General features: G+C 70.6%; 20 protein-coding genes. 10 read left to right on the forward strand and 10 right to left on the reverse strand.

The genetic code is table 11. The annotated features are described in order from the left end of the window. Positions 1 to 72: 72 nt before the first annotated feature. The 5 genes from mmsA to iolC all read right to left on the reverse strand — a co-directional run bounded on the left by mmsA (position 73) and on the right by iolC (position 6,205). Positions 73 to 1,575, reverse strand: a complete 1,503-nt coding sequence (gene mmsA, locus LN251_RS08675) for a CoA-acylating methylmalonate-semialdehyde dehydrogenase (RefSeq protein ID WP_458243890.1) — start codon at positions 1,573 to 1,575, stop codon at positions 73 to 75. 14 nt (positions 1,576 to 1,589) lie between these two features. Then, positions 1,590 to 3,485: a 3D-(3,5/4)-trihydroxycyclohexane-1,2-dione acylhydrolase (decyclizing) gene (iolD, locus tag LN251_RS08680; RefSeq protein WP_458243891.1), complete on the reverse strand. Its 1,896-nt coding sequence runs from the start codon at positions 3,483 to 3,485 to the stop codon at positions 1,590 to 1,592. Next, complete coding sequence (iolB, locus tag LN251_RS08685; protein WP_458243892.1) at positions 3,482 to 4,297, reverse strand: 5-deoxy-glucuronate isomerase; 816 nt, start codon at positions 4,295 to 4,297, stop codon at positions 3,482 to 3,484. The genes iolD and iolB overlap by 4 nt, the downstream gene beginning before the upstream one ends. Positions 4,298 to 4,304: 7 nt before the next feature. Next, a complete protein-coding gene (locus LN251_RS08690; RefSeq protein ID WP_058928403.1) occupies positions 4,305 to 5,189 on the reverse strand; it encodes a Cgl0159 family (beta/alpha)8-fold protein in 885 nt (294 codons plus the stop codon). A gap of 65 nt (positions 5,190 to 5,254) precedes the next feature. Beyond that, complete coding sequence (gene iolC / locus LN251_RS08695) at positions 5,255 to 6,205, reverse strand: 5-dehydro-2-deoxygluconokinase (protein ID WP_458243893.1); 951 nt, start codon at positions 6,203 to 6,205, stop codon at positions 5,255 to 5,257. A gap of 126 nt (positions 6,206 to 6,331) precedes the next feature. Here iolC and LN251_RS08700 point away from each other — a divergent pair, with 126 nt between their 5' ends. Continuing rightward, positions 6,332 to 7,249 (forward strand): sugar phosphate isomerase/epimerase family protein, encoded by a 918-nt coding sequence (locus LN251_RS08700; protein WP_458243894.1) that lies wholly within the window; start codon positions 6,332 to 6,334, stop codon positions 7,247 to 7,249. Positions 7,250 to 7,517: 268 nt separating this feature from the next. Continuing rightward, positions 7,518 to 7,721 carry a helix-turn-helix transcriptional regulator gene (locus tag LN251_RS08705; protein WP_458243895.1) on the forward strand — a complete coding sequence of 68 codons (204 nt, stop codon included), beginning with the start codon at positions 7,518 to 7,520 and terminating at the stop codon, positions 7,719 to 7,721. 18 nt (positions 7,722 to 7,739) lie between these two features. On the opposite strand, the gene LN251_RS08710 is transcribed toward LN251_RS08705, so the two are convergent. After that, entirely contained in the window at positions 7,740 to 8,792 is a 1,053-nt protein-coding gene (locus LN251_RS08710; RefSeq protein ID WP_458243896.1) for a zinc-dependent alcohol dehydrogenase family protein, read from the reverse strand. A gap of 172 nt (positions 8,793 to 8,964) precedes the next feature. On the opposite strand from LN251_RS08710, the gene LN251_RS08715 reads away from it, so the two are divergent. The 3 genes from LN251_RS08715 (at position 8,965) to LN251_RS08725 (ending at position 11,872) form a co-directional block, all read left to right on the forward strand. After that, positions 8,965 to 9,132 carry a hypothetical protein gene (locus LN251_RS08715; RefSeq protein ID WP_458243897.1) on the forward strand — a complete coding sequence of 56 codons (168 nt, stop codon included), beginning with the start codon at positions 8,965 to 8,967 and terminating at the stop codon, positions 9,130 to 9,132. A 129-nt stretch (positions 9,133 to 9,261) separates the two neighbouring features. Then, entirely contained in the window at positions 9,262 to 9,501 is a 240-nt protein-coding gene (locus tag LN251_RS08720) for a heavy-metal-associated domain-containing protein (protein WP_058925188.1), read from the forward strand. Between the two features lie 91 nt (positions 9,502 to 9,592). Next, the gene (locus LN251_RS08725; RefSeq protein ID WP_458243898.1) at positions 9,593 to 11,872 is read left to right on the forward strand and encodes a heavy metal translocating P-type ATPase; all 2,280 of its coding nucleotides are present in this window, start codon (positions 9,593 to 9,595) and stop codon (positions 11,870 to 11,872) included. 696 nt (positions 11,873 to 12,568) lie between these two features. On the opposite strand, the gene LN251_RS08730 is transcribed toward LN251_RS08725, so the two are convergent. The 4 genes from LN251_RS08730 to LN251_RS08745 form a co-directional block, all read right to left on the reverse strand. Beyond that, entirely contained in the window at positions 12,569 to 13,858 is a 1,290-nt protein-coding gene (locus LN251_RS08730; protein WP_362989399.1) for a citrate synthase, read from the reverse strand. A 232-nt stretch (positions 13,859 to 14,090) separates the two neighbouring features. Continuing rightward, positions 14,091 to 16,322, reverse strand: a complete 2,232-nt coding sequence (recD2, locus tag LN251_RS08735) for an SF1B family DNA helicase RecD2 (protein ID WP_458243899.1) — start codon at positions 16,320 to 16,322, stop codon at positions 14,091 to 14,093. Between the two features lie 29 nt (positions 16,323 to 16,351). Continuing rightward, a complete protein-coding gene (locus LN251_RS08740) occupies positions 16,352 to 16,537 on the reverse strand; it encodes a DUF397 domain-containing protein (protein ID WP_458243900.1) in 186 nt (61 codons plus the stop codon). A gap of 8 nt (positions 16,538 to 16,545) precedes the next feature. Further along, on the reverse strand, positions 16,546 to 17,382 hold the full coding sequence (locus LN251_RS08745) for a helix-turn-helix domain-containing protein (protein ID WP_458243901.1): 837 nt from the start codon (positions 17,380 to 17,382) through the stop codon (positions 16,546 to 16,548). A gap of 175 nt (positions 17,383 to 17,557) precedes the next feature. Here LN251_RS08745 and LN251_RS08750 point away from each other — a divergent pair, with 175 nt between their 5' ends. From LN251_RS08750 to LN251_RS08770, 5 genes are all read left to right on the forward strand, one after another. Beyond that, positions 17,558 to 17,974: an ATP-binding protein gene (locus tag LN251_RS08750; RefSeq protein ID WP_458243902.1), complete on the forward strand. Its 417-nt coding sequence runs from the start codon at positions 17,558 to 17,560 to the stop codon at positions 17,972 to 17,974. Positions 17,975 to 18,006: 32 nt separating this feature from the next. Further along, positions 18,007 to 18,879, forward strand: coding sequence for a hypothetical protein (locus LN251_RS08755; protein WP_458243903.1), 873 nt, complete (start codon positions 18,007 to 18,009; stop codon positions 18,877 to 18,879). 209 nt (positions 18,880 to 19,088) lie between these two features. Then, on the forward strand, positions 19,089 to 20,108 hold the full coding sequence (locus tag LN251_RS08760; protein WP_458243904.1) for a LacI family DNA-binding transcriptional regulator: 1,020 nt from the start codon (positions 19,089 to 19,091) through the stop codon (positions 20,106 to 20,108). After that, positions 20,105 to 21,634: a sugar ABC transporter ATP-binding protein gene (locus tag LN251_RS08765; protein ID WP_458243905.1), complete on the forward strand. Its 1,530-nt coding sequence runs from the start codon at positions 20,105 to 20,107 to the stop codon at positions 21,632 to 21,634. The genes LN251_RS08760 and LN251_RS08765 overlap by 4 nt, the downstream gene beginning before the upstream one ends. Then, positions 21,624 to 23,573: an ABC transporter permease/substrate-binding protein gene (locus tag LN251_RS08770; protein ID WP_458243906.1), complete on the forward strand. Its 1,950-nt coding sequence runs from the start codon at positions 21,624 to 21,626 to the stop codon at positions 23,571 to 23,573. Before LN251_RS08765 ends, LN251_RS08770 begins: the two co-directional genes overlap by 11 nt. The last annotated feature ends 40 nt before the right edge of the window (positions 23,574 to 23,613 follow it).

A 23,613-nucleotide genomic window follows, 5' to 3' on the forward strand; every position in this document is an offset into this window, starting at 1 on the left:
GTACGGGAACCGCAGCGCGCGCGGACAAAAAAATGGGGCCGTCCGCAGTGCGGACGGCCCCGGGCGCCTGCGTCAGTGGTTGCGCGGGAAGCCGAGGTCGACGCCGGCGGGGGCGTCGGCCGGGTCGGGCCAGCGGGTGGTGACGACCTTGCCGCGGGTGTAGAAGTGCGTGCCGTCGTTGCCGTAGATGTGGTGGTCGCCGAAGAGGGAGTCCTTCCAGCCGCCGAAGGAGTGGTAGCCGACGGGGACCGGGATCGGGACGTTCACGCCGACCATGCCGGCCTCGATCTCCAGCTGGAAGCGGCGGGCGGCGCCGCCGTCCCGGGTGAAGATCGCGGTGCCGTTGCCGAACGGCGAGTCGTTGATGAGGGCCACGCCCTCGTCGTAGGTGTCCACGCGCAGGACGCACAGCACCGGGCCGAAGATCTCGTCCTGGTACGCCTTCGCCGAGGTGGGCACCTTGTCCAGCAGCGAGATGCCGATCCAGTGGCCGTCCTCGAAGCCCTCGACCGTGTGGCCGGTGCCGTCCAGGACGACCTCGCAGCCCTCGGCGGCGGCGCCGGAGACGTAGGAGGCCACCTTGTCGCGGTGGACCTTGGTGATCAGCGGGCCCATCTCGGAGGCCGGGTCGTTGCCGGGACCGATCTTGATCTTCTCGGCGCGCTCGCGGATCTTCTCCACGAGCTCGTCGCCGATCGCACCGACCGCGACGACCGCGGAGATGGCCATGCAGCGCTCGCCCGCGGAGCCGTAGGCGGCGGAGACGGCCGCGTCGGCGGCGGCGTCGAGGTCGGCGTCCGGGAGGACCAGCATGTGGTTCTTGGCGCCGCCCAGGGCCTGCACGCGCTTGCCGTTGGCGGAGGCGGTGGTGTGGATGTAGCGGGCGATGGGGGTCGAGCCGACGAAGGAGACGGCCTTGACGTCCGGATGCTCCAGGAGGCGGTCGACGGCCACCTTGTCGCCGTGGACGACGTTGAAGACGCCGTCGGGCAGGCCGGCCTCGGCCAGCAGCTCGGCGATCTTGACGGAGGCCGAGGGGTCCTTCTCACTCGGCTTGAGCACGAAGGTGTTGCCGCAGGCGATGGCGAGGGGGAACATCCACATCGGCACCATCGCCGGGAAGTTGAACGGCGTGATGCCTGCGACCACGCCCAGCGGCTGACGGATCGAGGAGACGTCCACGCGGCTGGCGACCTGCGTCGACAGCTCACCCTTGAGCTGGACGTTGATGCCGCACGCGAGGTCGACGATCTCCAGGCCGCGGGCCACCTCGCCGAGCGCGTCGGAGTGGACCTTGCCGTGCTCGGCGGTGATCAGCTCCGCGATCGCGTCCCGGTTGGCGTCCAGCAGCGCGCGGAAGCGGAAGAGGATCTCGGTGCGCCTGGCTAGCGAGGACTGGCCCCAGGACAGGTAGGCGTCCTTGGCGGCGGCGACCGCCGCGTCCACCTCGTCGACCGAGGCGAAGGCGACCTTCGTCGTCACCGCGCCGGTCGCGGGGTCGGTGACCGGGCCGTAGTTCCCCGACGTGCCCTCGGCGGTCTTGCCGCCGATCCAGTGGTTGACGATCTTCGTCATGCCCAGTTACTCCTTCACAGATGGCGGCGTCGGGTGGAGACGTGCCGTTCGTAGAGCTCACGTGCCTTGACCGCCGACGGCCTGGTCGCGGTCTCGGCCACAGGTACATCCCACCAGGCCTGCGCCGGAGGCGCGCCCGACACTGTGTCTGCCGTTTGGGTCTCGACGTAGACACATGTGGGAGTGTCGGCGGCCCGGGCCTCGGCGAGCGCGTCCCTGAGGTCGCTCACCGTCTTGGCGCGCAGCACGCGCATGCCCAGGCTGGCCGCGTTGGCGGCGAGGTCGACGGGCAGCGGGGCGCCCGTGAAGGAACCGTCGGCAGGCGAACGGTGGCGGTACGCCGTGCCGAACCGCTCGCCGCCCACCGACTCGGACAGGCCGCCGATGGAGGCGTACCCGTGGTTCTGGATCAGTACGACCTTGATCGCGATGCCCTCCTGCACGGCCGTCACGACCTCCGTCGGCATCATCAGGTAGGTGCCGTCGCCGACCAGCGCCCACACGGGGCGGTCGGGCGCCGCCAGTTTCACCCCGATCGCGGCCGGGATCTCGTAGCCCATGCAGGAGTAGCCGTACTCCACGTGGTACTGGTCCCGCGAGCGGGCCCGCCACAGCTTGTGCAGGTCGCCGGGGAGGGAGCCGGCCGCGTTGATCACGATGTCCGACTCGTCGACGACCGCGTCCAGCGCGCCCAGCACCTGCGGCTGGGTCGGCCGTACGTCCGGCTCCTCGGCCTCGTAGCAGGCGTCGACGCGCTGCTCCCAGCGCTCCTTGTCCTCGGTGTACTCGGCGAGGTAGGAGGCGGTGACCCGGTGGCCGTGCATCCCCAGCGCCTCGGTGAGCTCCTGCAGGCCCGAGCGGGCGTCCGCGATCAGCGGCAGGCCGGCGAGCTTGTGGCCGTCGAAGGGCGCGATGTTGACGTTCAGGAAGCGCACGCCCGCACCGGTGAAGAGGGTGCCGGAGGCGGTGGTGAAGTCGGTGTAGCGGGTGCCGACGCCGATCACCAGGTCGGCGGTGCGGGCGAGTTCGTCCGCGGTGGCGGTGCCGGTGTGGCCGACCCCGCCGACGTCCTGGGGGTGGTCGTGGCGCAGGGAGCCCTTGCCGGCCTGGGTGGAGGCGACCGGTATGCCGGTGCTCTGCGCGAGCTCGGCGAGCGCCGCCTCGGCGCGGCTGTGGTGGACGCCGCCGCCGGCGATCACCAGCGGCCTGCGCGCGTTCCTGATCGCGGTCACGGCCTCGGCGAGCTCGGTCGGATCGGCGCCCGGACGCCGTACGACCCAGGTGCGCTCGGCGAAGAACTCCTCGGGCCAGTCGTACGCCTCGGCCTGCACGTCCTGCGGCAGGGCCAGCGTGACGGCGCCGGTCTCGACGGGGTCGGTCAGCACGCGCATGGCGTTCAGGGCCGACGGGATCAGCGCCTCGGGGCGGGTGATCCGGTCGAAGTACCTCGACACCGGGCGCAGGCAGTCGTTGACCGACACATCGCCCGCGTACGGGACTTCGAGCTGCTGCAGGACCGGGTCGGCGGGGCGGCCGGCGAAGGTGTCGCCGGGCAGCAGCAGGACCGGGAGGTGGTTGATGGTGGCCAGGGCGGCGCCGGTGACCAGGTTGGTGGCGCCAGGGCCGATGGAGGTCGTCACCGCGTGGGTGGACAGGCGGTTCGACTGCCGGGCGTAGCCGACGGCCGCGTGCACCATGGCCTGTTCGTTGCGGCCCTGGTGGTACGGCATGTCGTCCGCGTACTCGACGAGCGCCTGGCCGATGCCGGCCACGTTGCCGTGGCCGAAGATGCCCCAGGTCGCGCCGATCAGCCGCTGCCGTACGCCGTCGCGTCGGGTGTACTGCGCGGACAGGAAGCGCACCAGCGCCTGGGCGACCGTCAGCCTCGTCGTCGAGGTGGTCGGAGTCATCGGTAACCCTCCGTGTGGTCCGGGTGGAAGCAGATCCGCCACTCCCGTGTCTCGCCCGGCCCCGCCATGACGTTGAGGTAGTACATGTCGTGGCCGGGCTGGGCGATGGACGGGCCGTGCCATCCGTCGGGGACGAGGACGGCGTCGCCGGAGCGGACCTCGGCGAGGACGTCGGATCCGCCCTCACGGGAGGGAGATACGCGCTGATAGCCGAAACCGTTCGGGCCGTCGATCTCGAAGTAGTAGATCTCCTCCAGCTCCGCCTCGACGCCCGGCCGGTGCTCGTCGTGCTTGTGCGGCGGGTACGAGGACCAGTTGCCGCCGGGGGTGATCACCTCGACGGCGATGAGCTTGTCGCAGTCGAAGGCGTCGGCGGAGGCGAAGTTGCGGACGTGCCGCAACTGGGCGCCGCTGCCGCGCTGTTCGACGGGGACCTCCGGCGCGGGGCCGTAGCGGGCGGGGAGTCGTCGCTCGCACTTCGCTCCTGCCAGGGCGAAGCGGCCTCCCGCGCCGGAGGCGATCTGGACCCGGGCGTCACGGGGAACGTACGCGAAGTCGGTGACCGACGCGAAAACGCTTCCCCTGCCCAGGAGTTGGAACTGTTCGTCCGCCGTTCGCACGGTACAGCCGCCCTCCAGCGGAAGCACGATCCACTCGCTGTCACCGGTGGTGAACGTGTGGGTGCCGCCCGGCGGCAGGGCGACGATCCGCAGACTGCAGTACTCCCAGCCTGCCCGCTCGGGGCCGATGTCGAGCACGTGATCGGCGTCGGCGGTGGCGCCCCGCGGAACGTACAGCTCCTTGCTGCTCATGCGGCCCTCACAGCAGTCCTACGGCGGTGTCCACGGCGGCGGCCACATCGCCGTCCGCCGGGTACAGCAGTGAGCGGCCGACCACCAGGCCGCGCACGGTGGGCAGTTGCAGGGCGCCGCGCCACTTCTCGTACGCGCCGTCCTGGTCGTCGCCGACCTCCCCGCCCAGCAGCACGGCCGGGAGGGTGGAGGTCTGCATGACCTCGGCCATGTCGTCGGGGTTCTCGGTGACCGGCAGTTTCAGCCAGGTGTAGGCCGAGGTGCCGCCGAGCCCGGAGGCGATGGCGATGGACCGGGTGACCGCCTCGGCGGACAGGTCGTTCCGCAGCCGGCCCTCGTCCGTGCGGCGGCTGAGGAACGGCTCGACGAACACGGGGAGCCGGCGCGCCGCCATGTCGTCGATGGCGCGGGCGGTGGACTCCAGGGTGGTCAGGGAGCCCGGGTCGGAGTAGTCGATGCGCAGCAGCAGCTTGCCCGCGTCGAAGCCGAGCCGCTCGATGTCCTCGGCGCGGTGGCCGGTGAAGCGGTCGTCGAGTTCGAAGCTGGCGCCCTGCAGTCCGCCGCGGTTCATGGAGCCCATGACGACCTTGCCGTCCAGGGCGCCCAGCAGAAGCAGGTCGTCGAGGATGTCGGCGGTCGCGAGGACGCCGTCGACGCCGGGCCGGGACAGCGCCAGGCAGAGGCGTTCGAGCAGGTCGGCGCGGTTGGCCATGGCGAAGGCGCGCTCGCCGACGCCGAGGGCGCCGCGGGCCGGGTGGTCGGCTGCGACGATCATCAGCCGGCCGGAGTCGTTCAGCAGCGGACGGCGGACCCTTCGGGCGGCGGCCTCGGCGATCGCCTCGGGGCGCTGGGCCCGCAGCCGGACCAGCTCGCCGACGTCGACGCTGCGCACGGCCGGTGCGCCGCTCGCGCCGCTGTCCGTCCTCTCGCCCTCGGTCCCGCCGACCCGGCCGGCCCTCACTGGACCGCTCCGGCCTTGAGGGCGGCCTCGATCTCGTCCGCCGTCGGCATGGCGGAGGAGCACTCCAGCCGGGAGGCGACGATCGCCCCGGCGGCGTTGGCGCGGCGCATGATCGTCTCCAGGTCCCGGCCCGCGAGCAGGCCGTCGCAGAGGGAGCCGCCGAACGCGTCGCCGGCGCCGAGGCCGTTGAGGACGTTCACCGGCAGCGGGGGCACCTCGGCCGACTCGCCCTTGCTGTCGACGGCGAGGACGCCCTTGGGGCCCTGTTTGACGACCGCGAGTTCCACGCCCGCGTCCAGCAGCGCCTCGGCGGCCGCCCGGGGTTCGCGGACGCCGGTGGCGACCTCCACCTCGTCGAGGTTGCCGACCGCGACGGTGGTGTGGCGCAGGGCCTCCTTGTAGAAGGGGCGGGCCGAGGCCGGGTCGCTCCAGAACATGGGGCGCCAGTCGAGGTCGAAGACGGTCGGGCCGGCCTTGGCGCGGTGGGCGAGCGCCGCCAGCGTCGCCGTACGGCTGGGTTCCTCGCTCAGACCGGTGCCGGTGACCCAGAAGAGGCGGGCCTCGCGGACGGCGTCGAGGTCGAGGTCGTGGGCGTCGATCTCCAGGTCGGGGGCCTTGGGCTGCCGGTAGAAGTAGAGCGGGAAGTCGTCGGGCGGGAAGACCTCGCAGAAGGTGACCGGTGTGGGCAGGCCCGGTACGGGGGTGACCCAGCGGTCGTCGACGCCGAAGTCCCGCAGCGCCTCGTGGAGGTAGGTGCCGAAGGGGTCGTCGCCGGTGCGGGTGATCACCGCGGTCCGGTGTCCGAGGCGGGCGGCGGCCACCGCGACGTTCGTCGCCGAGCCGCCGAGGAACTTGCCGAAGCTCGTCACCTGCGGCAGCGGAACGCCGGTCTGCAGTGGATACAGGTCCACCCCGATCCGCCCCATGGTGATCAGGTCGTACGCCATCGGCTTCCCTTCGTCACGGCTCTCCCCGCCGTTTGTAGCCCTGTCCGCGCGGCCCTGTCAATGTTTTGTCCAGACATTCGGACGAGAGCTTGACAGCGCTTACTGGTGCCGCTGAAGCTGACCGGCATGACGCCGATGTCCTCCCAGTCCTCACTGTCCCGCATCCGGATCGGGTCGGCTCCCGACTCATGGGGTGTGTGGTTCCCCGACGACCCCCGGCAGGTGCCCTGGCAGCGGTTCCTCGACGAGGTCGCCCAGTCCGGCTACGAGTGGATCGAGCTGGGCCCTTACGGCTACCTGCCGACCGATCCCGCGGTGCTCACCGAGGAGGTGAACCGGCGGGGGCTGAAGGTCTCGGCGGGCACCGTCTTCACCGGCCTGCACCACGGCGAGTCCGTCTGGGACAAGACCTGGGCGCACGTGGCGGACAACGCGGTCCTCGCGCAGGCCATGGGCGCGAAGCACCTGGTCGTGATCCCGTCCTTCTGGCGGGACGACAAGACCGGCGAGGTGCTGGAGTCCTCCGAGCTGACGCCCGAGCAGTGGGGCAACCTCACCTCCCTGACCGAGCGGCTCGGGCAGCGGGTGCGGGAGGAGTACGGGCTGCAGATCGTCGTGCACCCGCACGCCGACACGCACATCGACAGCGAGGAGAACGTCGTCCGCTTCCTGGACGGCACCGACTCGTCCCTGGTCTCGCTCTGCCTGGACACCGGGCACTACGCCTACTGCGGCGGCGACAGCGTCAAGCTGATCGAGACCTACGGCGAGCGGATCGGCTATCTGCACCTGAAGCAGGTGGACCCGGAGATCCTGGCGGACGTGCGGGCCAAGGGGACGCCGTTCGGGCCGGCCGTCGCCCAGGGCGTGATGTGCGAGCCGCCCTCCGGGGTCCCCGAGCTGGGTCCCGTGCTGGAGGCGGCGCAGCGGCTGGACGTCGACCTGTTCGCGATCGTCGAGCAGGACATGTACCCCTGCGAGCCGGACAAGCCGCTGCCCATCGCCCAGCGGACCCGGGCGTTCCTGAGGTCCTGCGGGGCCTAGCCGTCACGAGGGGGTTCGTCCGCCGATGTCAACGCGCCGCGCCCAGAAGCCCGCGTACGCCCGTGCACCACTTCTGTCACGAACGCCCCCTTCGTGTCACACATGTCGCGAGTACGCGGGTCTTGCGTCACGCCTGGCGCACAGACCCTGACCGGCTTTCGGACCCCCTCGTTCACCGGACGCAGGCTTTGTGATCGCCAGCGCAGCGCCCGGCTCCCCCGACGGCCCTCCACGGCCGCCCCGCGGCGCGCGCAGGGAGGTGCGACTCGTGTCAGACCGACGGCTGTGGTCCTACAAGGAGATCGCCGCGCACATCCGGGTGCAGCCCGACACGGTGCGCTCCTACCGCAAGCACGGGCTGCTGCCGCCGCCCGACCACGTCGAGGGCGGCAAGCCGTTCTGGTACGCCGACACCGTGCGGGCCTGGGTGGCCTCCCGGCCCGGCAACCGGGGCGCCCGCAGGGACGAGTGAGCGGCGGGCGCGCGGGTCCTACGGGCGCCCGCCCCACGGTTCGATCACCGTCACCCCCGCTCCCTCCGCCGTGCCCAGCGCCGCCAGGGCGGCGGGGGCGGCGTCCAGGCCGATGGTGGAGGTGACCAGCAGGTCGGGGCGCAGGACGCCCGCGCGGACCAGCTCCAGCATGGGCGGGTAGGTGTGCGCCGCCATGCCGTGGCTGCCGAGGAGTTCCAGCTCCAGGCCGATCGCGCGGGCCATGGGGACGGGGGTGGTGCCGTCCGGTGAGGGCAGCAGGCCCACCTGGACGTGCCGGCCACGACGGCGCAGGCCGTTCACGGAGGCCGCGCAGGTGCCGGGCGAGCCCAGGGCGTCGAGCGACAGGTGGGCGCCCCCACCGGTCAGTTCGCGGATCGCCGCGGCGGTGTCCGGCGTACCGGAGGCGTCGACGACGTGCGCCGCGCCGAACGTCCGCGCCAGCTCCAGGGCCGCGGGCGACACGTCGACGGCGACCACGCGCGCCCCGGACGCCGCCGCGATCATCACCGCCGACAGGCCGACTCCCCCGCACCCGTGCACCGCGACCCACTCCCCCGCGGCCACCCGGCCCTGCTGCACCACCGCGCGGAACGCCGTGGCGAACCGGCAGCCCAGGGAGGCGGCCGTGGCGTACGACAGGTCCTCGGGGACGGCCACCAGGTTCACGTCGGCGTGATCCAGTGCGACGTACTGCGCGAACGAGCCCCAGTGCGTGAAGCCGGGCTGGGTCTGCCGCTCGCAGACCTGGTGGTCGCCGGCCTGGCAGGACGGGCAGGTCCCGCAGGCGCACACGAAGGGCACGGTGACCCGGTCGCCGGGGCGCCAGGCGGTGACCCGCTCGCCGGCCGCCTCGACGACACCGGCGAGTTCGTGGCCCGGCACGTGCGGCAGCGTGATGTCCGGGTCGTGGCCCTGCCAGCCGTGCCAGTCGCTGCGGCACAGGCCGGTGGCCTCGACCCGGACGACGACCCCGTGGGGCGCCGGGCGGGGGTCGGGCAGGTCGCGTACCTCGGCCGGCTCGCCGTACCGCTCGAACACCACAGCCCGCATGCCTGCTCCCGTCGTCGTCCGCGTGTGCGCGTACAGGATGCCCGGCGGGGGCGCCCGCATGGCCGGGGGTGTGATCACAACGGGCGCCCCGGACTGCGCCGTGGGCGGTATCTCCATAAGGTTCCGGTAAATCCGTCCTGTATGTGCATGTACGAGTATGAGGGGATCCACCGTGACCCACTTCTCGCCGCCCGGCGCCCCGCGGGCCCGCATCCCCTCTCCACGGCAGCCCCGGCGGCCGGACCCGCGCATCCGCTCGCGGCTGCGCACCCTGTTCCTGTGGGGCGGGCTCACCGTGTCGGGGCTGGCCCTGCTGCTGGCGTACGCGGCACGGCCCTGAATGTGAGGCGGTCCGCGTCCTCCGGCGCCGCCAGCCCTTGGATCGATACCCCCTAGGGGTATAGTGTGGAGAGTGCGGGGGTCCACCGTGGGTCCCGGCAACCCCATACGCCTCCTTGAGGAGAACGACATGACCGCGCAGAGCGACACCCAGGGCACCGTCACCGCCGTCTACAAGGTGAGCGGGATGAGCTGCGGGCACTGCGAGGGGTCCGTCTCGAGCGAGATCTCCGAGATCGCCGGTGTCACCTCGGTGAAGGCCGTCGCCTCGTCCGGCGAGGTCACCGTGGTCTCCGAGGCCCCCCTCGACGAGGCCGCGGTGCGCGCCGCGGTGGACGAGGCCGGCTTCGAGCTCGTCGGCCGGGCCTGAGCCGGCACTTGCGTTCCTGTTCTCCGACCGGCCGTACCGACCAGCTGATACTGGCTCCGCACGGTCCCGGTCCGATGTCTGGAGTCCGGACATGACCAGCACGACAAGCACCACCGGCAGCACCGGCAGCACCGGCAGCACCGAGACACCGATAGCCGACGCCTCCGAGGTCGAGCTGCAGATCGGCGGGATGACCTGCGCCTCCTGCGCGGCCCGCGTCGAGAAGAAGCTCAACCGCATGGACGGGGTCACCGCCACGGTGAACTTCGCGACGGAGAAGGCGAAGGTGACCTACCCCGCGGGCATCCAGGTCGCCGACCTGATCGCGACCGTGGTGAAGACGGGGTACACAGCCGAGGAGCCGCCCCCGCCGCAGCCTCCCGCCGAGGCGGCGCCCGGCGCAGCGAAGGACGCGGAAGACCCCGAACTCAACGCCTACCGCGAGCGGTTCACCGTCTCCGCGCTGCTGGCGCTCCCGGTCGTGCTGCTGTCGATGATCCCGGCCCTGCAGTTCGACAACTGGCAGTGGCTGTGCCTCACCCTGGCCGCGCCGGTGGTGGTGTGGGGCGCGCTGCCCTTCCACCGGGCCGCCTGGACGAACGCCCGGCACGGCGCGGCCACCATGGACACGCTGGTCTCGGTGGGCACGCTCGCCGCGTTCGGCTGGTCGCTGTGGGCGCTGTTCTTCGGCGACGCGGGCATGACGGGCATGCACGACGAGTTCCGGCTGACCGTCTCCCGCATGGACGGCGCCTCCACGATCTATCTCGAAGTGGCCTCCGGGGTCGTGGCGTTCATCCTGCTGGGCCGCTATCTGGAGGCCCGCGCCAAGCGCCGCTCCGGAGCCGCGCTCAGGGCCCTGATGGAGCTGGGCGCCAAGGACGTGTCCGTGCTGCGGGGCGGGCGCGAGGTCCGGGTGCCGGTGTCCCAGCTGGCCGTGGGCGACCGTTTCGTCGTACGGCCCGGGGAGAAGGTCGCCACCGACGGCACCGTCGTCGAGGGCGCGTCCGCGGTGGACGCGTCGATGCTGACCGGCGAGTCGGTGCCGGTGGACGTGGGGGTGGGCTCCGCCGTCACGGGCGCGACCGTGAACGCCGGCGGGCGGCTGGTCGTCGAGGCCACCCGCGTGGGGGGCGACACCCAGCTGGCCCGCATGGCGAAGCTGGTGGAGGACGCGCAGAACGGCAAGGCGGAGGTGCAGCGGCTCGCCGACCGCATCTCGGCGGTCTTCGTGCCGGTCGTCATCCTGATCGCGCTCGGCACCTTCGGGGTCTGGCTCGGCGTCACCGGCGACACGGTCGCCGCGTTCACCGCGGCCGTCGCGGTCCTGATCATCGCCTGCCCGTGCGCGCTGGGCCTGGCCACGCCGACCGCGCTGATGGTCGGCACCGGTCGGGGCGCGCAGCTCGGCATCCTCATCAAGGGCCCCCAGGTGCTGGAGTCCACGCGCCGCGTCGACACCGTCGTCCTGGACAAGACCGGCACGGTCACCACCGGCCGGATGGCCCTCCAGGAGGTGTACGTCGCCGACGGCGCCGACGAGAAGGAGGTGCTGCGGCTGGCGGGTGCCGTCGAGCACGCCTCCGAGCACCCGGTGGCCCGGGCGGTCGCCGTGGGCGCCGAGGAGCGGGCCGGACGGCTCCCGGAGGTCGAGGGCTTCGAGAACGTCCCCGGACGGGGTGTGCGCGGGCGCGTGGAGGGCCGCGAGGTGGCCGTGGGGCGGCTCTACGACGAGCTGCCGCCGGAGCTGGCCCGCGCCAAGGACGAGGCCGAGCGGGGCGGCCGTACGGCCGTCGTGGTCGGCTGGGACGGCGCGGCACGCGGTGTCGTCGCCGTCGCGGACGCCGTGAAGGAGACCAGCGCCCAGGCGGTACGGCAGCTGCGGGCGCTCGGACTGACGCCGGTGCTGCTGACCGGGGACAACCGGGCGGTGGCCGAGGCGGTGGCCCGGGAGGTCGGGATCGAGCAGGTGATCGCGGAGGTCCTGCCCGAGGACAAGGTGGACGCCGTACGGCGGCTGCAGGGCGAGGGGCGGGTCGTCGCCATGGTCGGCGACGGCGTGAACGACGCGGCCGCGCTGGCCACCGCCGACCTCGGGCTCGCCATGGGGACCGGGACCGACGCGGCGATCGAGGCCGGCGACCTGACGCTGGTGCGCGGTGACCTGCGGGTGGCCGCGGACGCGATCCGGCTGTCCCGCAGGACGCTGTCGACCATCAAGGGCAACCTGGTGTGGGCCTTCGGCTACAACGTCGCCGCGCTGCCGCTGGCCGCCGCGGGGCTGCTGAACCCGATGATCGCCGGCGCCGCGATGGCGTTCTCGTCGGTCTTCGTGGTCACCAACAGTCTCAGACTGCGGACCTTCCGATGAACTCCTGAGAAGTTACTGGCGGTTACTCCGAAGTCGTGACCAGTGGACCTCTGGAGTCCGGCGCCGGGCTCACATAAGCTCTTCACAAGGCTCGCGCATCATCCTTACGCCTGAGTCCCGATCGCTGCGTCGGGGCTCTTGCGTATCAAACGGACAAATGCAAGAGACGCAGATCACAGTGATGCGAACGTAACCATCGAAGGGGTTCGAAGGTCTAAGTTGGCGATGTCGGTAAGCGTCTTGGGGGGCGCGAACTGGCATCTGGGGATGTCTTGGGGGACTTCCTCAGAGATGCGTTGCCGGGGCACGCACCTCGGGAAGCTTTGAGCGGCCCTCCCGAGCGTGCGTTGTCCCGGCAGACCGCACACACGAGTAGTACGGGCACTTTTGCTCGTTCTGCTCAACGGCAGTACCAGCAGCAGTGAAAGAACAGCGATTCAGGCGCTGTCCTCTCAGACGCCCGGCCGGATCCCGTGGGGGGAATCCGCACCGGGACATGGGAAGGCGCCCTGGACGTCGGCCCGTGGGGGGACCGGCGCCAGGGCGCCTTCCGCTTTTGTTCAGCTCTTGAGGCGGGTTCAGGGCAACGCCCTCAAGGGGCGCGGGGAACTGCGCGACCAGCCACAACGGACCTGCAGCCGCCCGCCGCCTCCGGGGCACCGACCTCCTAGGCGATCGGCACCCCCGCCGGAGGCGTCAGCGCTGCTCGACGGGGACGAAGTCCCGCTCCACCACGCCCGTGTAGATCTGGCGCGGACGCCCGATGCGCGAACCCGGCTCCTTGATCATCTCGTGCCACTGGGCGATCCAGCCCGGCAGGCGACCGAGGGCGAACAGGACCGTGAACATCTCGGTCGGGAAGCCCATCGCCCGGTAGATCAGACCGGTGTAGAAGTCGACGTTCGGGTAGAGGCTGCGCGAGACGAAGTAGTCGTCGGAGAGCGCGTGCTCCTCCAGCTTCAGCGCGATGTCGAGCAGCTCGTCGGACTTGCCGAGGGCCGAGAGGACGTCGTGCGCGGCGGCCTTGATGATCTTCGCGCGCGGGTCGAAGTTCTTGTAGACCCGGTGGCCGAAGCCCATCAGACGGACGCCGTCCTCCTTGTTCTTCACCTTGCGGATGAAGGAGTCGACGTCGCCGCCGGAGGACTGGATGCCTTCGAGCATCTCCAGGACGGACTGGTTGGCGCCGCCGTGCAGCGGGCCCCACAGCGCGTTGATGCCGGCCGAGATCGACGCGAACATGTTCGCCTGGGACGAGCCCACCAGGCGGACCGTGGACGTGGAACAGTTCTGCTCGTGGTCCGCGTGCAGGATCAGCAGCTTGTCGAGCGCGGAGACGACGACCGGGTCGGGCTCGTACTCCTGGGCCGGGACCGAGAAGGTCATCCGCAGGAAGTTCTCGACGTAGCCGAGGTCATTGCGCGGGTAGACGAACGGGTGACCGATCGACTTCTTGTACGCGTACGCGGCGATCGTCGGAAGTTTGGCGAGCAGGCGGATCGTCGAGAGGTTGCGCTGCTTCTCGTCGAAGGGGTTGTGGCTGTCCTGGTAGAAGGTGGACAGCGCGGAGACGACCGAGGACAGCATGGCCATCGGGTGGGCGTCGCGCGGGAAGCCCTTGTAGAAGTTCTTGACGTCCTCATGCAGCAGGGTGTGCTGCGTGATGTCGTTCTTGAACACCGAGAGCTCGTCGACGGTCGGCAGCTCGCCGTTGATCAGCAGGTAGGCGACCTCCAGGAACGTGGAGCGCTCGGCCAGCTGCTCGATCGGGTAGCCGCGGTACCGGAGGATGCCCGCCTCGCCGTCGAGGTAGGTGATGGCGGATTTGTATGCGGCCGTGTTGCCGTAGCCGCTGTCCAGGGTGACCAGCCCGGTCTGGGCGCGGAGCTTCCCGATGTCGAAGCCCTTGTCGCCGACGGTGCTGTCGATCACCGGGTAGGTGTACTCGCCGTCGCCGTACCGCAGTACTACAGAGTTGTCGCTCACGTCTTCCCTCACCGACGTAGTGCCTCATCTTCGAGGTTGCCCTGACTGTCTCTACCATCCCCCAATTGGCTCAGGAGAGTGCACTCGGGGTCGACCATCGGGCCTATTGACGGCACTGAGTGCCGCCAACTTGCACATCCTGCCCCCTTGACTCCCCATCCGGAAGTGCTCTGTGACCTTCGCGACTCATTTGATCGATCATTTTTTGTGATGCCTGCCTCAGCGCCCGGTCTCACGGCTCCAGGGGGCGGGGTGAGAGCCGGAAGTCGAGCGCGGTGCAGCGCCGTCCCGCCGAGACCGTCCGCACCGCCTGGCCGATGGCCTTGCGCGAGCCGACGAGCACGACCAGCCGCTTGGCCCGGGTCACGGCGGTGTAGAGCAGGTTCCGCTGCAGCATCATCCAGGCGCCGGTGGTGACCGGGATCACCACGGCGGGATATTCACTGCCCTGCGAGCGGTGAATGGTCACCGCGTACGCGTGTGCCAGCTCGTCCAGTTCGTCGAACTCGTACGGCACCTCCTCGTCCTCGTCCGTCAGCACCGTCAGGCGCTGGTCGACCGGGTCGAGCGCGGTGACCACGCCCACGGTGCCGTTGAAGACACCGTTCTTTCCCTTCTCGTAATTGTTGCGAATCTGGGTGACCTTGTCGCCGACCCGGAAGACCCTGCCGCCGAATCTCTTCTCCGGCAGATCGGGCCGGCCCGGGGTGATGGCCTGCTGGAGCAGACCGTTGAGGTTGCCGGCGCCCGCGGGGCCCCGGTGCATGGGGGCGAGCACCTGGACGTCCCGGCGCGGGTCGAGCCCGAACCTGGCCGGGATCCGCCGGGCCGCCACGTCCACGGTGAGCCGCCCCGCCTCCTCCGTGTCGTCCTCGACGAACAGGAAGAAGTCCTTCATGCCGTCGGTGACGGGGTGCTGCCCGGCGTTGATCCGGTGCGCGTTGGTGACGACCCCCGACTGCTGGGCCTGCCGGAAGACCCGGGTGAGGCGGACGGCCGGGACGGGGCCGCCGTCGGCGAGGAGGTCGCGCAGCACCTCGCCCGCGCCCACGGACGGGAGCTGGTCCACGTCGCCGACGAAGAGGAGATGGGCGCCGGGCGGTACGGCCTTCACCAGTTTGTTGGCGAGCAGCAGGTCCAGCATCGACGCCTCGTCGACGACCACCAGGTCGGCCTCCAACGGGCGGTCCTTGTCGTACGCCGCGTCGCCGCCGGGCTTCAGCTCCAGCAGGCGGTGGACGGTGGAAGCCTCGGCGCCGGTCAGCTCGGCGAGACGCTTGGCGGCCCGCCCGGTGGGCGCGGCGAGGACGACCCTGGCCCGCTTGGCGCGGGCCAGCTCGACGATCGAGCGCACGGTGAAGGACTTGCCGCAGCCGGGGCCACCCGTCAGCACAGCGACCTTCTTCGTCAGCGCCAGCCTGACGGCGGCCTCCTGCTCGGGGGCGAGGTCGGCGCCGGTGCGGGCCTTGAGCCAGCCGAGAGCCTTGCCCCAGTCGACGTCCCCGAACCCCGGCATCCGGTCCTCCTCGGTGCGCAGCAGCCGCAACAGCTGGCTGGCGAGGGAGAGTTCGGCCCGGTGGAAGGGGACCAGATAGACGGCGGTGACGGGCTCCCCGTGCTCGCCGGGGACCTTCTCCCGCACGACACCGGGGTCCTCTCCGTCCTCGGGCGGCTCGGCCAGCTCGGCCAGGCACTCGATCACGAGCCCGGTGTCGACCTGGAGGAGCTTCACCGCGTCGGCGATCAGCCGCTCCTCCGGGAGGTAGCAGTTGCCCTGGTCCGTGGCCTGCGACAGCGCGTACTGCAGGCCCGCCTTCACCCGCTCCGGGCTGTCGTGCGGGATGCCGACGGACTGGGCGATCTTGTCGGCGGTCAGGAAGCCGATGCCCCAGACGTCGGCGGCGAGGCGGTACGGCTGGTTCTTGACGACGGAGATGGAGGCGTCCCCGTACTTCTTGTAGATCCGCACGGCGATGGACGTCGACACCTCGACCGTCTGGAGGAACAGCATCACCTCCTTGATCGCCTTCTGCTCCTCCCAGGCGTCGGCGATCTTCTTCGTCCGCTTCGGACCGAGGCCGGGGACCTCGATCAGGCGCTTCGGCTCCTCCTCGATGATCCGCAGGGTGTCCAGGCCGAAGTGCTGCGTGATGCGGTCGGCGAAGACGGGACCGATGCCCTTGACGAGCCCCGAGCCCAGATAACGCCGGATGCCCTGGACAGTGGCCGGCAGCACGGTCGTGTAGTTCTCGACGGTGAACTGCTTGCCGTACTGGGGGTGCGATCCCCAGCGCCCCTCCATCCGCAGGGACTCCCCCACCTGCGCACCGAGCAGCGCACCGACGACCGTGAGGAGGTCGCCGGCGCCCCGGCCGGTGTCGACACGGGCGACGGTGTAGCCGTTCTCCTCGTTGGCGTAGGTGATGCGCTCCAGGACGCCCTCGAGCACCGCCTGATTGGACATGATCCGACGGTACTGGTGCGCACTGACAGTCAGCGAAGGGATATGGATTTCAGAGCTTCGAGGAAGGAGGTGAAGGCGGGGGCGGGGAAGGTGAGGATGGCCCGGGCGGGGGCCTTGGAGTCGCGGACGACGGTGTGGGTGGGGGTGGCGGCTATCTCCACGCAGTCATCGCCATCGCCTTCACCTGAGTAGGACGACTTCCGCCAGTTGTCCATGAGGTCCCTCACAGCTCTTTCGTCAGGTTGTGGATGAAGTCACGCGACCGCGCGGGTTCGAGAGATACAGCCTCCACCCTACGGAAGCGCGTTCGATAGACGTTGAGCTGTGCCTCAGAGTCGATGAAGACGGAGCCATGGGGCGCGTCACGCACCACGGTGTCCAGCTTGGGTACGGGCCCGCCCACGTAAGTCATCGTGCTGGAGGCGGTCGCGAAGTCGTCAAGGTCGAAGGGGATGACTCGCAAGGTGATGTGGCCCGCTTCGGAGCGCTCCAGAAGCCTGGCGAGTTGGGCTCGGGAAGCGGCACGGTCACGGACCCTCATACGCAGGGCCGACTCGTGGATCACCAACTTGTACGGGATGGTGAGCTGCTGTCGCCTCATACGGTGGCTTACGCGCAACTCAAGCTCTTCGGTGGTGAGTTCCGGCAGCCTGGCGGAGAAGACCGCGCGGGCGTAGTCCTCCGTCTGCATAAGGCCCGGCACGTACAGGATGGCCACCTCATGACGGAACGAGCCATGGTGGTCCAGCTCTGCGAGATCCAGGAACGGCGTAGGCAGTTTCCACCGATACTCCTCCCACCAGCCGCGCGTTCGGTCGGTGGCCATGGCCACGAGGGCGTCGATGAACTCTGTGTCCAGACACGCGTAGTGAGACGCCAGGCGGCGCAACCGCTCCTCGCTCACGCCGGCGAGTCCGGACTCGATGTGGCTCATCTGGACGCGATTCGCTCCCAGTAGCGCCGCCGCTTCGATGGCGGTGAGTCCTGCGGCCTCACGGAGCCTGCGCAATTCGCAGCCCAAGCGCACCTGACGTGCGGTTGCTTCGCGCCTCAGGACCATCAACTGCTCCTCGTTCGGGGGTGAATTACGCGATCGGCTTGTCCGGGACAACATGTTAGCCCTACCGTCAGTGACGAAGCATTGACTCTGCGGAAGTGCACCGCTCCGTCCTGCCCACCCTGACGGCCGCGGCGAAGCCACCGCCAACCCCCCACCACCGAAACGGAGTTGCCGCATGCCCGAAAACACCCCCGACCCCTGGGAGTACTGCCTCTCCATCCCCAACGACCCCCGGGCCGTCACGGTGAGCCGCCGCACCCTGCGTCTGATCCTCACCGCGCACGGTCTGATCGGCCTCGTCGACGTGGCCGAACTCCTCGCGACCGAGCTGATCACCAACGCCGTACGGCACACGAAGGGCCCCGCCGCCCTACGGGTCCGCTGGGCGCCGCCCGGCACGCTGCGGATCGGCGCGTGGGACGCGGACCCCGAACCCCCCGAGCCGCCGGTGCCGTTGGCGCGGCTCGGCGAGGCGGAGGAGGGCCGGGGGCTGCTGCTGGTGCGGGCCTGCGCCCAGGTCTGGGGCTGGCACCCCCTGTCCCGGCACGGCAACCGCGGCAAGTACGTGTGGTGCGAACTCCCGGCGGCGTAGCTCGTTGATCAGCGCGATGGAAAGGAGAGCTGATGGTCGGCTCGTCGCATGAGGCGCTGCACCGGATCTTCCAGAAGGATCCGACGCTGCTGACGAAGGCATTACAGAAGGTGCTGCACGTGCCCTTCCCCGAGCCTCGGGAGATCGCCGCACTGAACGTGGACCTCACCGAGATCGAACCGGTCGAGCGCCGCGTGGACACCCTGCTGCGCGCGGAGACGGACGAGGGCACCTACCTGCTGGTGGTGGAGTCGCAGGGGAAGGTGGACGAGCGCAAGCGGGGGAGCTGGCCTTACTACCTCTCCTACCTGTACGAGAAGTACCGCTGCGAGCCCGTGCTCATCGTCATCACACAGAGCAGCAAGACGGCCGAGTGGGCTTCCAGGCCGATCCGGTTCGGCTTCCGTGACTGGCACTCGCTGACCGTACGGCCCCTGGTGCTCGACCCCGACAACGTGCCGATGATCGCGGACGAGCGGCAGGCCGAGAAGGACGTACCCCTTGCGGTGCTCTCGGCCATGACACACGGCCGCGGACCGCAGGCTCCGGCCATACTGGAGTCGCTGGCCGCCGCCCTGCGGACCATCGACCCGGACAGCGCCGCTGTCTTCGTGCAGTTCGTCGACTCCTGCCCGGCCGACCCCCAGGCGAAGCAGATGTGGAGGGACCTGATGACGGCGGTCCAGTACTTCTGGCGACACCCACTGGCGGAACAGGTGCGCGAGGAAGGACGGGTCCAGGACCGCCAGGAAATGACCCTGCGCATCCTGGAATGGCGCGAGATCCCCGTTTCCGATGCCGTGCGCGAGCGCGTCCAGTCCTGCACGGACCTCGATCAGCTCGAAGCGTGGGCCCAGCGCGCCGTACACGCCGAGGATGCGGCGGAACTGTTCGCCGACGACTGAGCCGCCGCCCGTTCACTCAGTCCCTGTTCGTGAGCCCCCTGCCTGCGGCTACCCGCCGCCGGGCCGGGGGCGCGCCCATGCAGACGCCGTCTCCGCTTCATCACGATCCGGTCTCAGGGTCTTGTCAAGCGCTCGTGTAATCGATTCCAATCCCTCTGCACGAAGTCGTGTAATCGATTCCACGAGTTCCACGAGGAGGTGGAGCGGCGATGGCGAGCATCAAGGACGTTGCCGCCGAGGCGGGGGTATCCGTCGCCACGGTGTCGCGTGTCCTGAACGACCATCCGTCGGTCAGCGACGACGCACGCACGCGCGTGCTGGCCGCCGTCGAGACGCTGGGCTACCGCCCGAACGCCGTCGCCCGTTCGCTGCGCACCGACCAGACCCGCACCCTCGGCCTGGTCATCAGCGACGTGATGAACCCCTACTTCACCGAGCTGGCCCGCTCCGTCGAGGAGGAGGCCCGCGCGCACGGCTACAGCGTCATCATCGGCAACGCCGACGAGCGGCCCGATCTGCAGGACCACCACGTGCGGACACTGCTCGACCGGCGGATCGACGGGTTGCTGGTCTCCCCCACCGACGGCGGGTCCCCGCTCATGCTGGACGCCGTCCGCAGGGGCACCCCCATGGTGTTCGTCGACCGGTGGATCCCGGGCGTCGACGTGCCGGTGGTGCGGGCCGACGGCCGGGCGGCGGTACGGGACCTCGTCGCGCACCTGCACCGGCTGGGGCACCGGCGGCTCGCGATCATCGCGGGACCGGCGGCCACCACGACCGGACGGGAGCGCGTAGAGGTCTTCCGGGAGGCGCTCGCCGAGTACGGGCTGGAACTGCCCGACGCCTACATCGGCCAGGGCGACTTCCAGGCCGAGAGCGGGCGGCGGGTCACCGAGGGGTTCCTCGACCTGCCCGAGCCGCCCGAGGTCGTCTTCGCCGCCGACAACCTGATGGCGCTGGGCGCCCTGGACGCCGTACGCGCGCGGGGCCTGCGGGTCCCGCAGGACATCGCGCTCGCCGCGTTCGACGACATCCCGTGGTTCGTGCACACCGATCCGCCGATCACCGCGATCGCCCAGCCCACGGGCGAGCTGGGCCGGGCCGCCGTACGGGCCCTGGTCGACCGCATCGAGGGACGGCCTCCCCAGTCCGTCACCCTCCCCGCCCGGCTCGTCGTACGCCGCTCGTGCGGCGAGAACCCCACCCAAGTGCAAAGGAGCACGTCGTGAGCAACCGGGACGAGTTGCTGCGCATCGAGGGCATACGGAAAACCTTCCCCGGCGTGGTCGCGCTCGACGGCGTCGACTTCGACCTGCGCCGGGGCGAGGTGCACGTACTCCTCGGCGAGAACGGCGCAGGCAAGAGCACGCTGATCAAGATGCTGTCGGGCGCCTACCGCCCCGACGAGGGCCGTGTCCTGGTGGACGGGGAGGAGGTCCGCATCCGCGGGGCGCAGGATGCCGAGCGGCTGGGCATCGCCACCATCTACCAGGAGTTCAACCTCGTACCGGACCTGACCGTCGCCGAGAACATCTTCCTGGGGCGGCAGCCGCGCCGGCTCGGGATGATCGACCGCAAGCGGATGGAGGCCGACGCCGAGGTGCTGCTGAAGCGCGTCGGGGTGAGCGTCTCGCCCCGCGCGCGGGTGCGTGAACTGGGCATCGCGCGGCTGCAGATGGTCGAGATCGCCAAGGCGCTCAGCCTGAACGCGCGCGTGCTCGTCATGGACGAGCCGACCGCCGTGCTGACCTCGGAGGAGGTCGAGAAGCTCTTCGCGATCGTGCGGCGGCTGCGCGAGGACGGCGTCGGCATCGTCTTCATCACGCATCACCTGGAGGAGATCGCCGCCCTGGGCGACCGGGTGACCGTCATCCGCGACGGGAAGTCCGTCGGGCAGGTGCCCGCCACCACGGCCGAGGACGAACTCGTACGCCTGATGGTGGGACGGTCGATCGAGCAGCAGTACCCGCGTCAGCAGCCCGACAAGGGCGCCGCGTTGCTCACCATCGAGGGGCTCACCCGGGACGGCGTCTTCCACGAAGTCGGCTTCGAGGTGCACGCCGGTGAGGTCGTCGGCATCGCGGGGCTCGTCGGCGCCGGGCGCACCGAGGTCGTGCGGGCCGTGTTCGGCGCCGACCCGTACGACAAGGGCGCCGTGAAGGTCGCCGGGGCCGCGGTGCGACGCGGTGACGTCAACGCCGCCATGGCCGCCGGGATCGGGCTGGTGCCCGAGGACCGCAAGGGCCAGGGGCTGGTGCTGGACGCGTCCGTGGAGGAGAACCTCGGGCTCGTCACCCTGCGGAGCGCCACGCGCGCGGGACTCGTCGACCTCAAGGGGCAGCACGCGGCCGCCGAGCGGATCGCCGGTCAGCTCGGCGTGCGGATGGCCGGACTCGGGCAGCACGTGCGCACCCTGTCCGGCGGCAACCAGCAGAAGGTCGTCATCGGCAAGTGGCTGCTCGCCGACACCAAGGTGCTGATCCTCGACGAGCCCACGCGCGGCATCGACGTCGGCGCGAAGGTCGAGATCTACCAGCTGATCAACGAACTGACCGCGGCCGGGGCCGCCGTACTGATGATCTCCAGCGATCTGCCCGAGGTGCTCGGCATGAGCGACCGGGTGCTGGTGATGGCCCAGGGCCGGATCGCGGGCGAGCTCACGGCCGGCGAGGCCACCCAGGACGCCGTGATGGCCCTCGCGGTCAGCAACCCCACGAACGAGAAGACCGGAACGGAGGCCAGCCGTGGCCACTGACACGCTGGGGAGCACCACGGGCGCCGGTGGCGCCACCGGCGGCCTGCGCCGCCTGCTCCTCGACAACGGCGCGCTCACCGCGCTGATCGTCCTCCTCATCGCCCTGTCGGCGCTGTCCGGGGACTTCCTGACCACCGACAACCTGCTCAACGTCGGCGTCCAGGCGGCCGTGACCGCCGTCCTCGCCTTCGGCGTCACCTTCGTGATCGTCTCGGCGGGCATCGACCTGTCGGTCGGCTCGGTGGCCGCGCTGTCCGCCACCGTCCTCGCCTGGAGCGCCACCTCGCACGGCGTGCCGGTCGTCCTCGCGGTCGTGCTGTCCGTGGCGACCGGTCTCGTGGCCGGGCTGGTCAACGGCTTCCTGATCGCGTACGGGAAGCTGCCGCCGTTCATCGCGACGCTCGCCATGCTGTCGGTGGCCCGCGGTCTGTCGCTGGTGATCTCCGAGGGCTCCCCGATCCCCTTCCCGGACTCCGTCTCCCACCTCGGCGACACGCTCGGCGGCTGGCTGCCGGTGCCCGTGCTGGTCATGGTGGTCATGGGGCTGCTCGCGGCGTTCGTGCTGGGGCGGACGTACATCGGCCGTTCCATGTACGCGATCGGCGGCAACGAGGAGGCCGCCCGGCTGTCCGGGCTGCGGGTGAAGAAGCAGAAGCTCGCGATCTACGCCTTCTCCGGGCTGTTCGCGGCGGTCGCGGGCGTCGTGCTCGCCGCCCGGCTGTCCTCCGCGCAGCCGCAGGCCGCCGACGGCTACGAGCTGGACGCGATCGCCGCGGTCGTGATCGGCGGGGCCTCGCTGGCGGGCGGCACCGGCAAGGCGTCCGGCACGCTGATCGGCGCGCTGATCCTGGCGGTGCTCAGGAACGGCCTGAACCTGCTGAACGTCTCCGCGTTCTGGCAGCAGGTCGTCATCGGTGTCGTCATCGCGCTGGCGGTGCTCCTCGACACGCTGCGGCGCAAGGCGGGCGCCACGCCGGTGGCCGCGGGTACCGGGGGCGACAAGTCAAAGCAGGCGGGGACCTACGCGCTCGCGGCGGTCGTCACCGTCGCGCTGGTCGGCGCGACCTCCTTCCTGCACAACGGCGGCTCGTCCTCCACCACCCCGAAGATGGGCCTGTCGCTGTCCACCCTCAACAACCCCTTCTTCGTGCAGATCCGCTCGGGCGCGCAGGCCGAGGCGAAGAAGCTGGGCGTGGACCTGACCGTCACCGACGCGCAGAACGACGCCTCGCAGCAGGCCAACCAGCTGCAGAACTTCACCAGTTCGAGCCTGGGCGCGATCATCGTCAACCCGGTGGACTCGGACGCGGCGAGCAACTCCGTGAAGGCCGCCGACAAGGCGAACATCCCGGTCATCGCCGTCGACCGCGGCGTCAACAAGGCGACCGTGGACGCCCTGGTGGCCTCCGACAACGTCAAGGGCGGTGAGCTGGCGGCGAAGACGATCGGCGAGAAGCTGGGCGGCAAGGGCAAGATCGTGATCCTTCAGGGCCAGGCGGGCACGTCGGCGGCGCGCGAGCGGGCGGCGGGCTTCGCGGCCGGCCTCAAGGCCTACCCCGACATCCAGGTGGTCGCCCAGCAGCCGGCCGACTTCGACCGCACCAAGGGCCTCGACGTCATGTCGAACCTGCTCCAGGCGCACCCGGACGTCCAGGGCGTCATCGCCGCCAACGACGAGATGGCCCTCGGCGCGATCAAGGCGCTGGGCTCCAAGGCCGGCAAGTCGGTCCAGGTCGTCGGATTCGACGGCACCCCGGACGGTCTGAAGGCCGTCGAAGGGGGGACGCTGTACGCGTCCGTGGCGCAGCAGCCCTCGCAGCTGGGCAGGATCGCCGTGGACAACGCCCTCAGGGCCTTGCAGGGCAAGAAGGTCGAGGAGACGGTGAAGGTGCCGGTGAAGGTCGTCACGAAGGAGAACGTGGCCGGCTTCACCGGCTGACGACGGGGAACGGGCGGGCGGCCAGGGGGACCGCCCGCCT

It is taken from the genome of Streptomyces sp. MAI_2237 (genome assembly GCF_054189285.1).

Bases quoted from the DNA above. Each gene is read 5' to 3' on its own strand.
- iolD (WP_458243891.1), bottom strand. From the start codon at position 3,485: ATGACTCCGACCACCTCGACGACGAGGCTGACGGTCGCCCAGGCGCTG.
- LN251_RS08710 (WP_458243896.1), bottom strand. From the start codon at position 8,792: ATGCGGGCTGTGGTGTTCGAGCGGTACGGCGAGCCGGCCGAGGTACGC.
- LN251_RS08750 (WP_458243902.1), top strand. From the start codon at position 17,558: ATGCCCGAAAACACCCCCGACCCCTGGGAGTACTGCCTCTCCATCCCC.
- LN251_RS08740 (WP_458243900.1), bottom strand. From the start codon at position 16,537: ATGGACAACTGGCGGAAGTCGTCCTACTCAGGTGAAGGCGATGGCGAT.
- iolC (WP_458243893.1), bottom strand. From the start codon at position 6,205: ATGGCGTACGACCTGATCACCATGGGGCGGATCGGGGTGGACCTGTAT.
- LN251_RS08725 (WP_458243898.1), top strand. From the start codon at position 9,593: ATGACCAGCACGACAAGCACCACCGGCAGCACCGGCAGCACCGGCAGC.
- iolB (WP_458243892.1), bottom strand. From the start codon at position 4,297: ATGAGCAGCAAGGAGCTGTACGTTCCGCGGGGCGCCACCGCCGACGCC.
- LN251_RS08760 (WP_458243904.1), top strand. From the start codon at position 19,089: ATGGCGAGCATCAAGGACGTTGCCGCCGAGGCGGGGGTATCCGTCGCC.
- recD2 (WP_458243899.1), bottom strand. From the start codon at position 16,322: ATGTCCAATCAGGCGGTGCTCGAGGGCGTCCTGGAGCGCATCACCTAC.
- LN251_RS08745 (WP_458243901.1), bottom strand. From the start codon at position 17,382: ATGGTCCTGAGGCGCGAAGCAACCGCACGTCAGGTGCGCTTGGGCTGC.
- LN251_RS08755 (WP_458243903.1), top strand. From the start codon at position 18,007: ATGGTCGGCTCGTCGCATGAGGCGCTGCACCGGATCTTCCAGAAGGAT.
- mmsA (WP_458243890.1), bottom strand. From the start codon at position 1,575: ATGACGAAGATCGTCAACCACTGGATCGGCGGCAAGACCGCCGAGGGC.
- LN251_RS08720 (WP_058925188.1), top strand. From the start codon at position 9,262: ATGACCGCGCAGAGCGACACCCAGGGCACCGTCACCGCCGTCTACAAG.
- LN251_RS08700 (WP_458243894.1), top strand. From the start codon at position 6,332: ATGACGCCGATGTCCTCCCAGTCCTCACTGTCCCGCATCCGGATCGGG.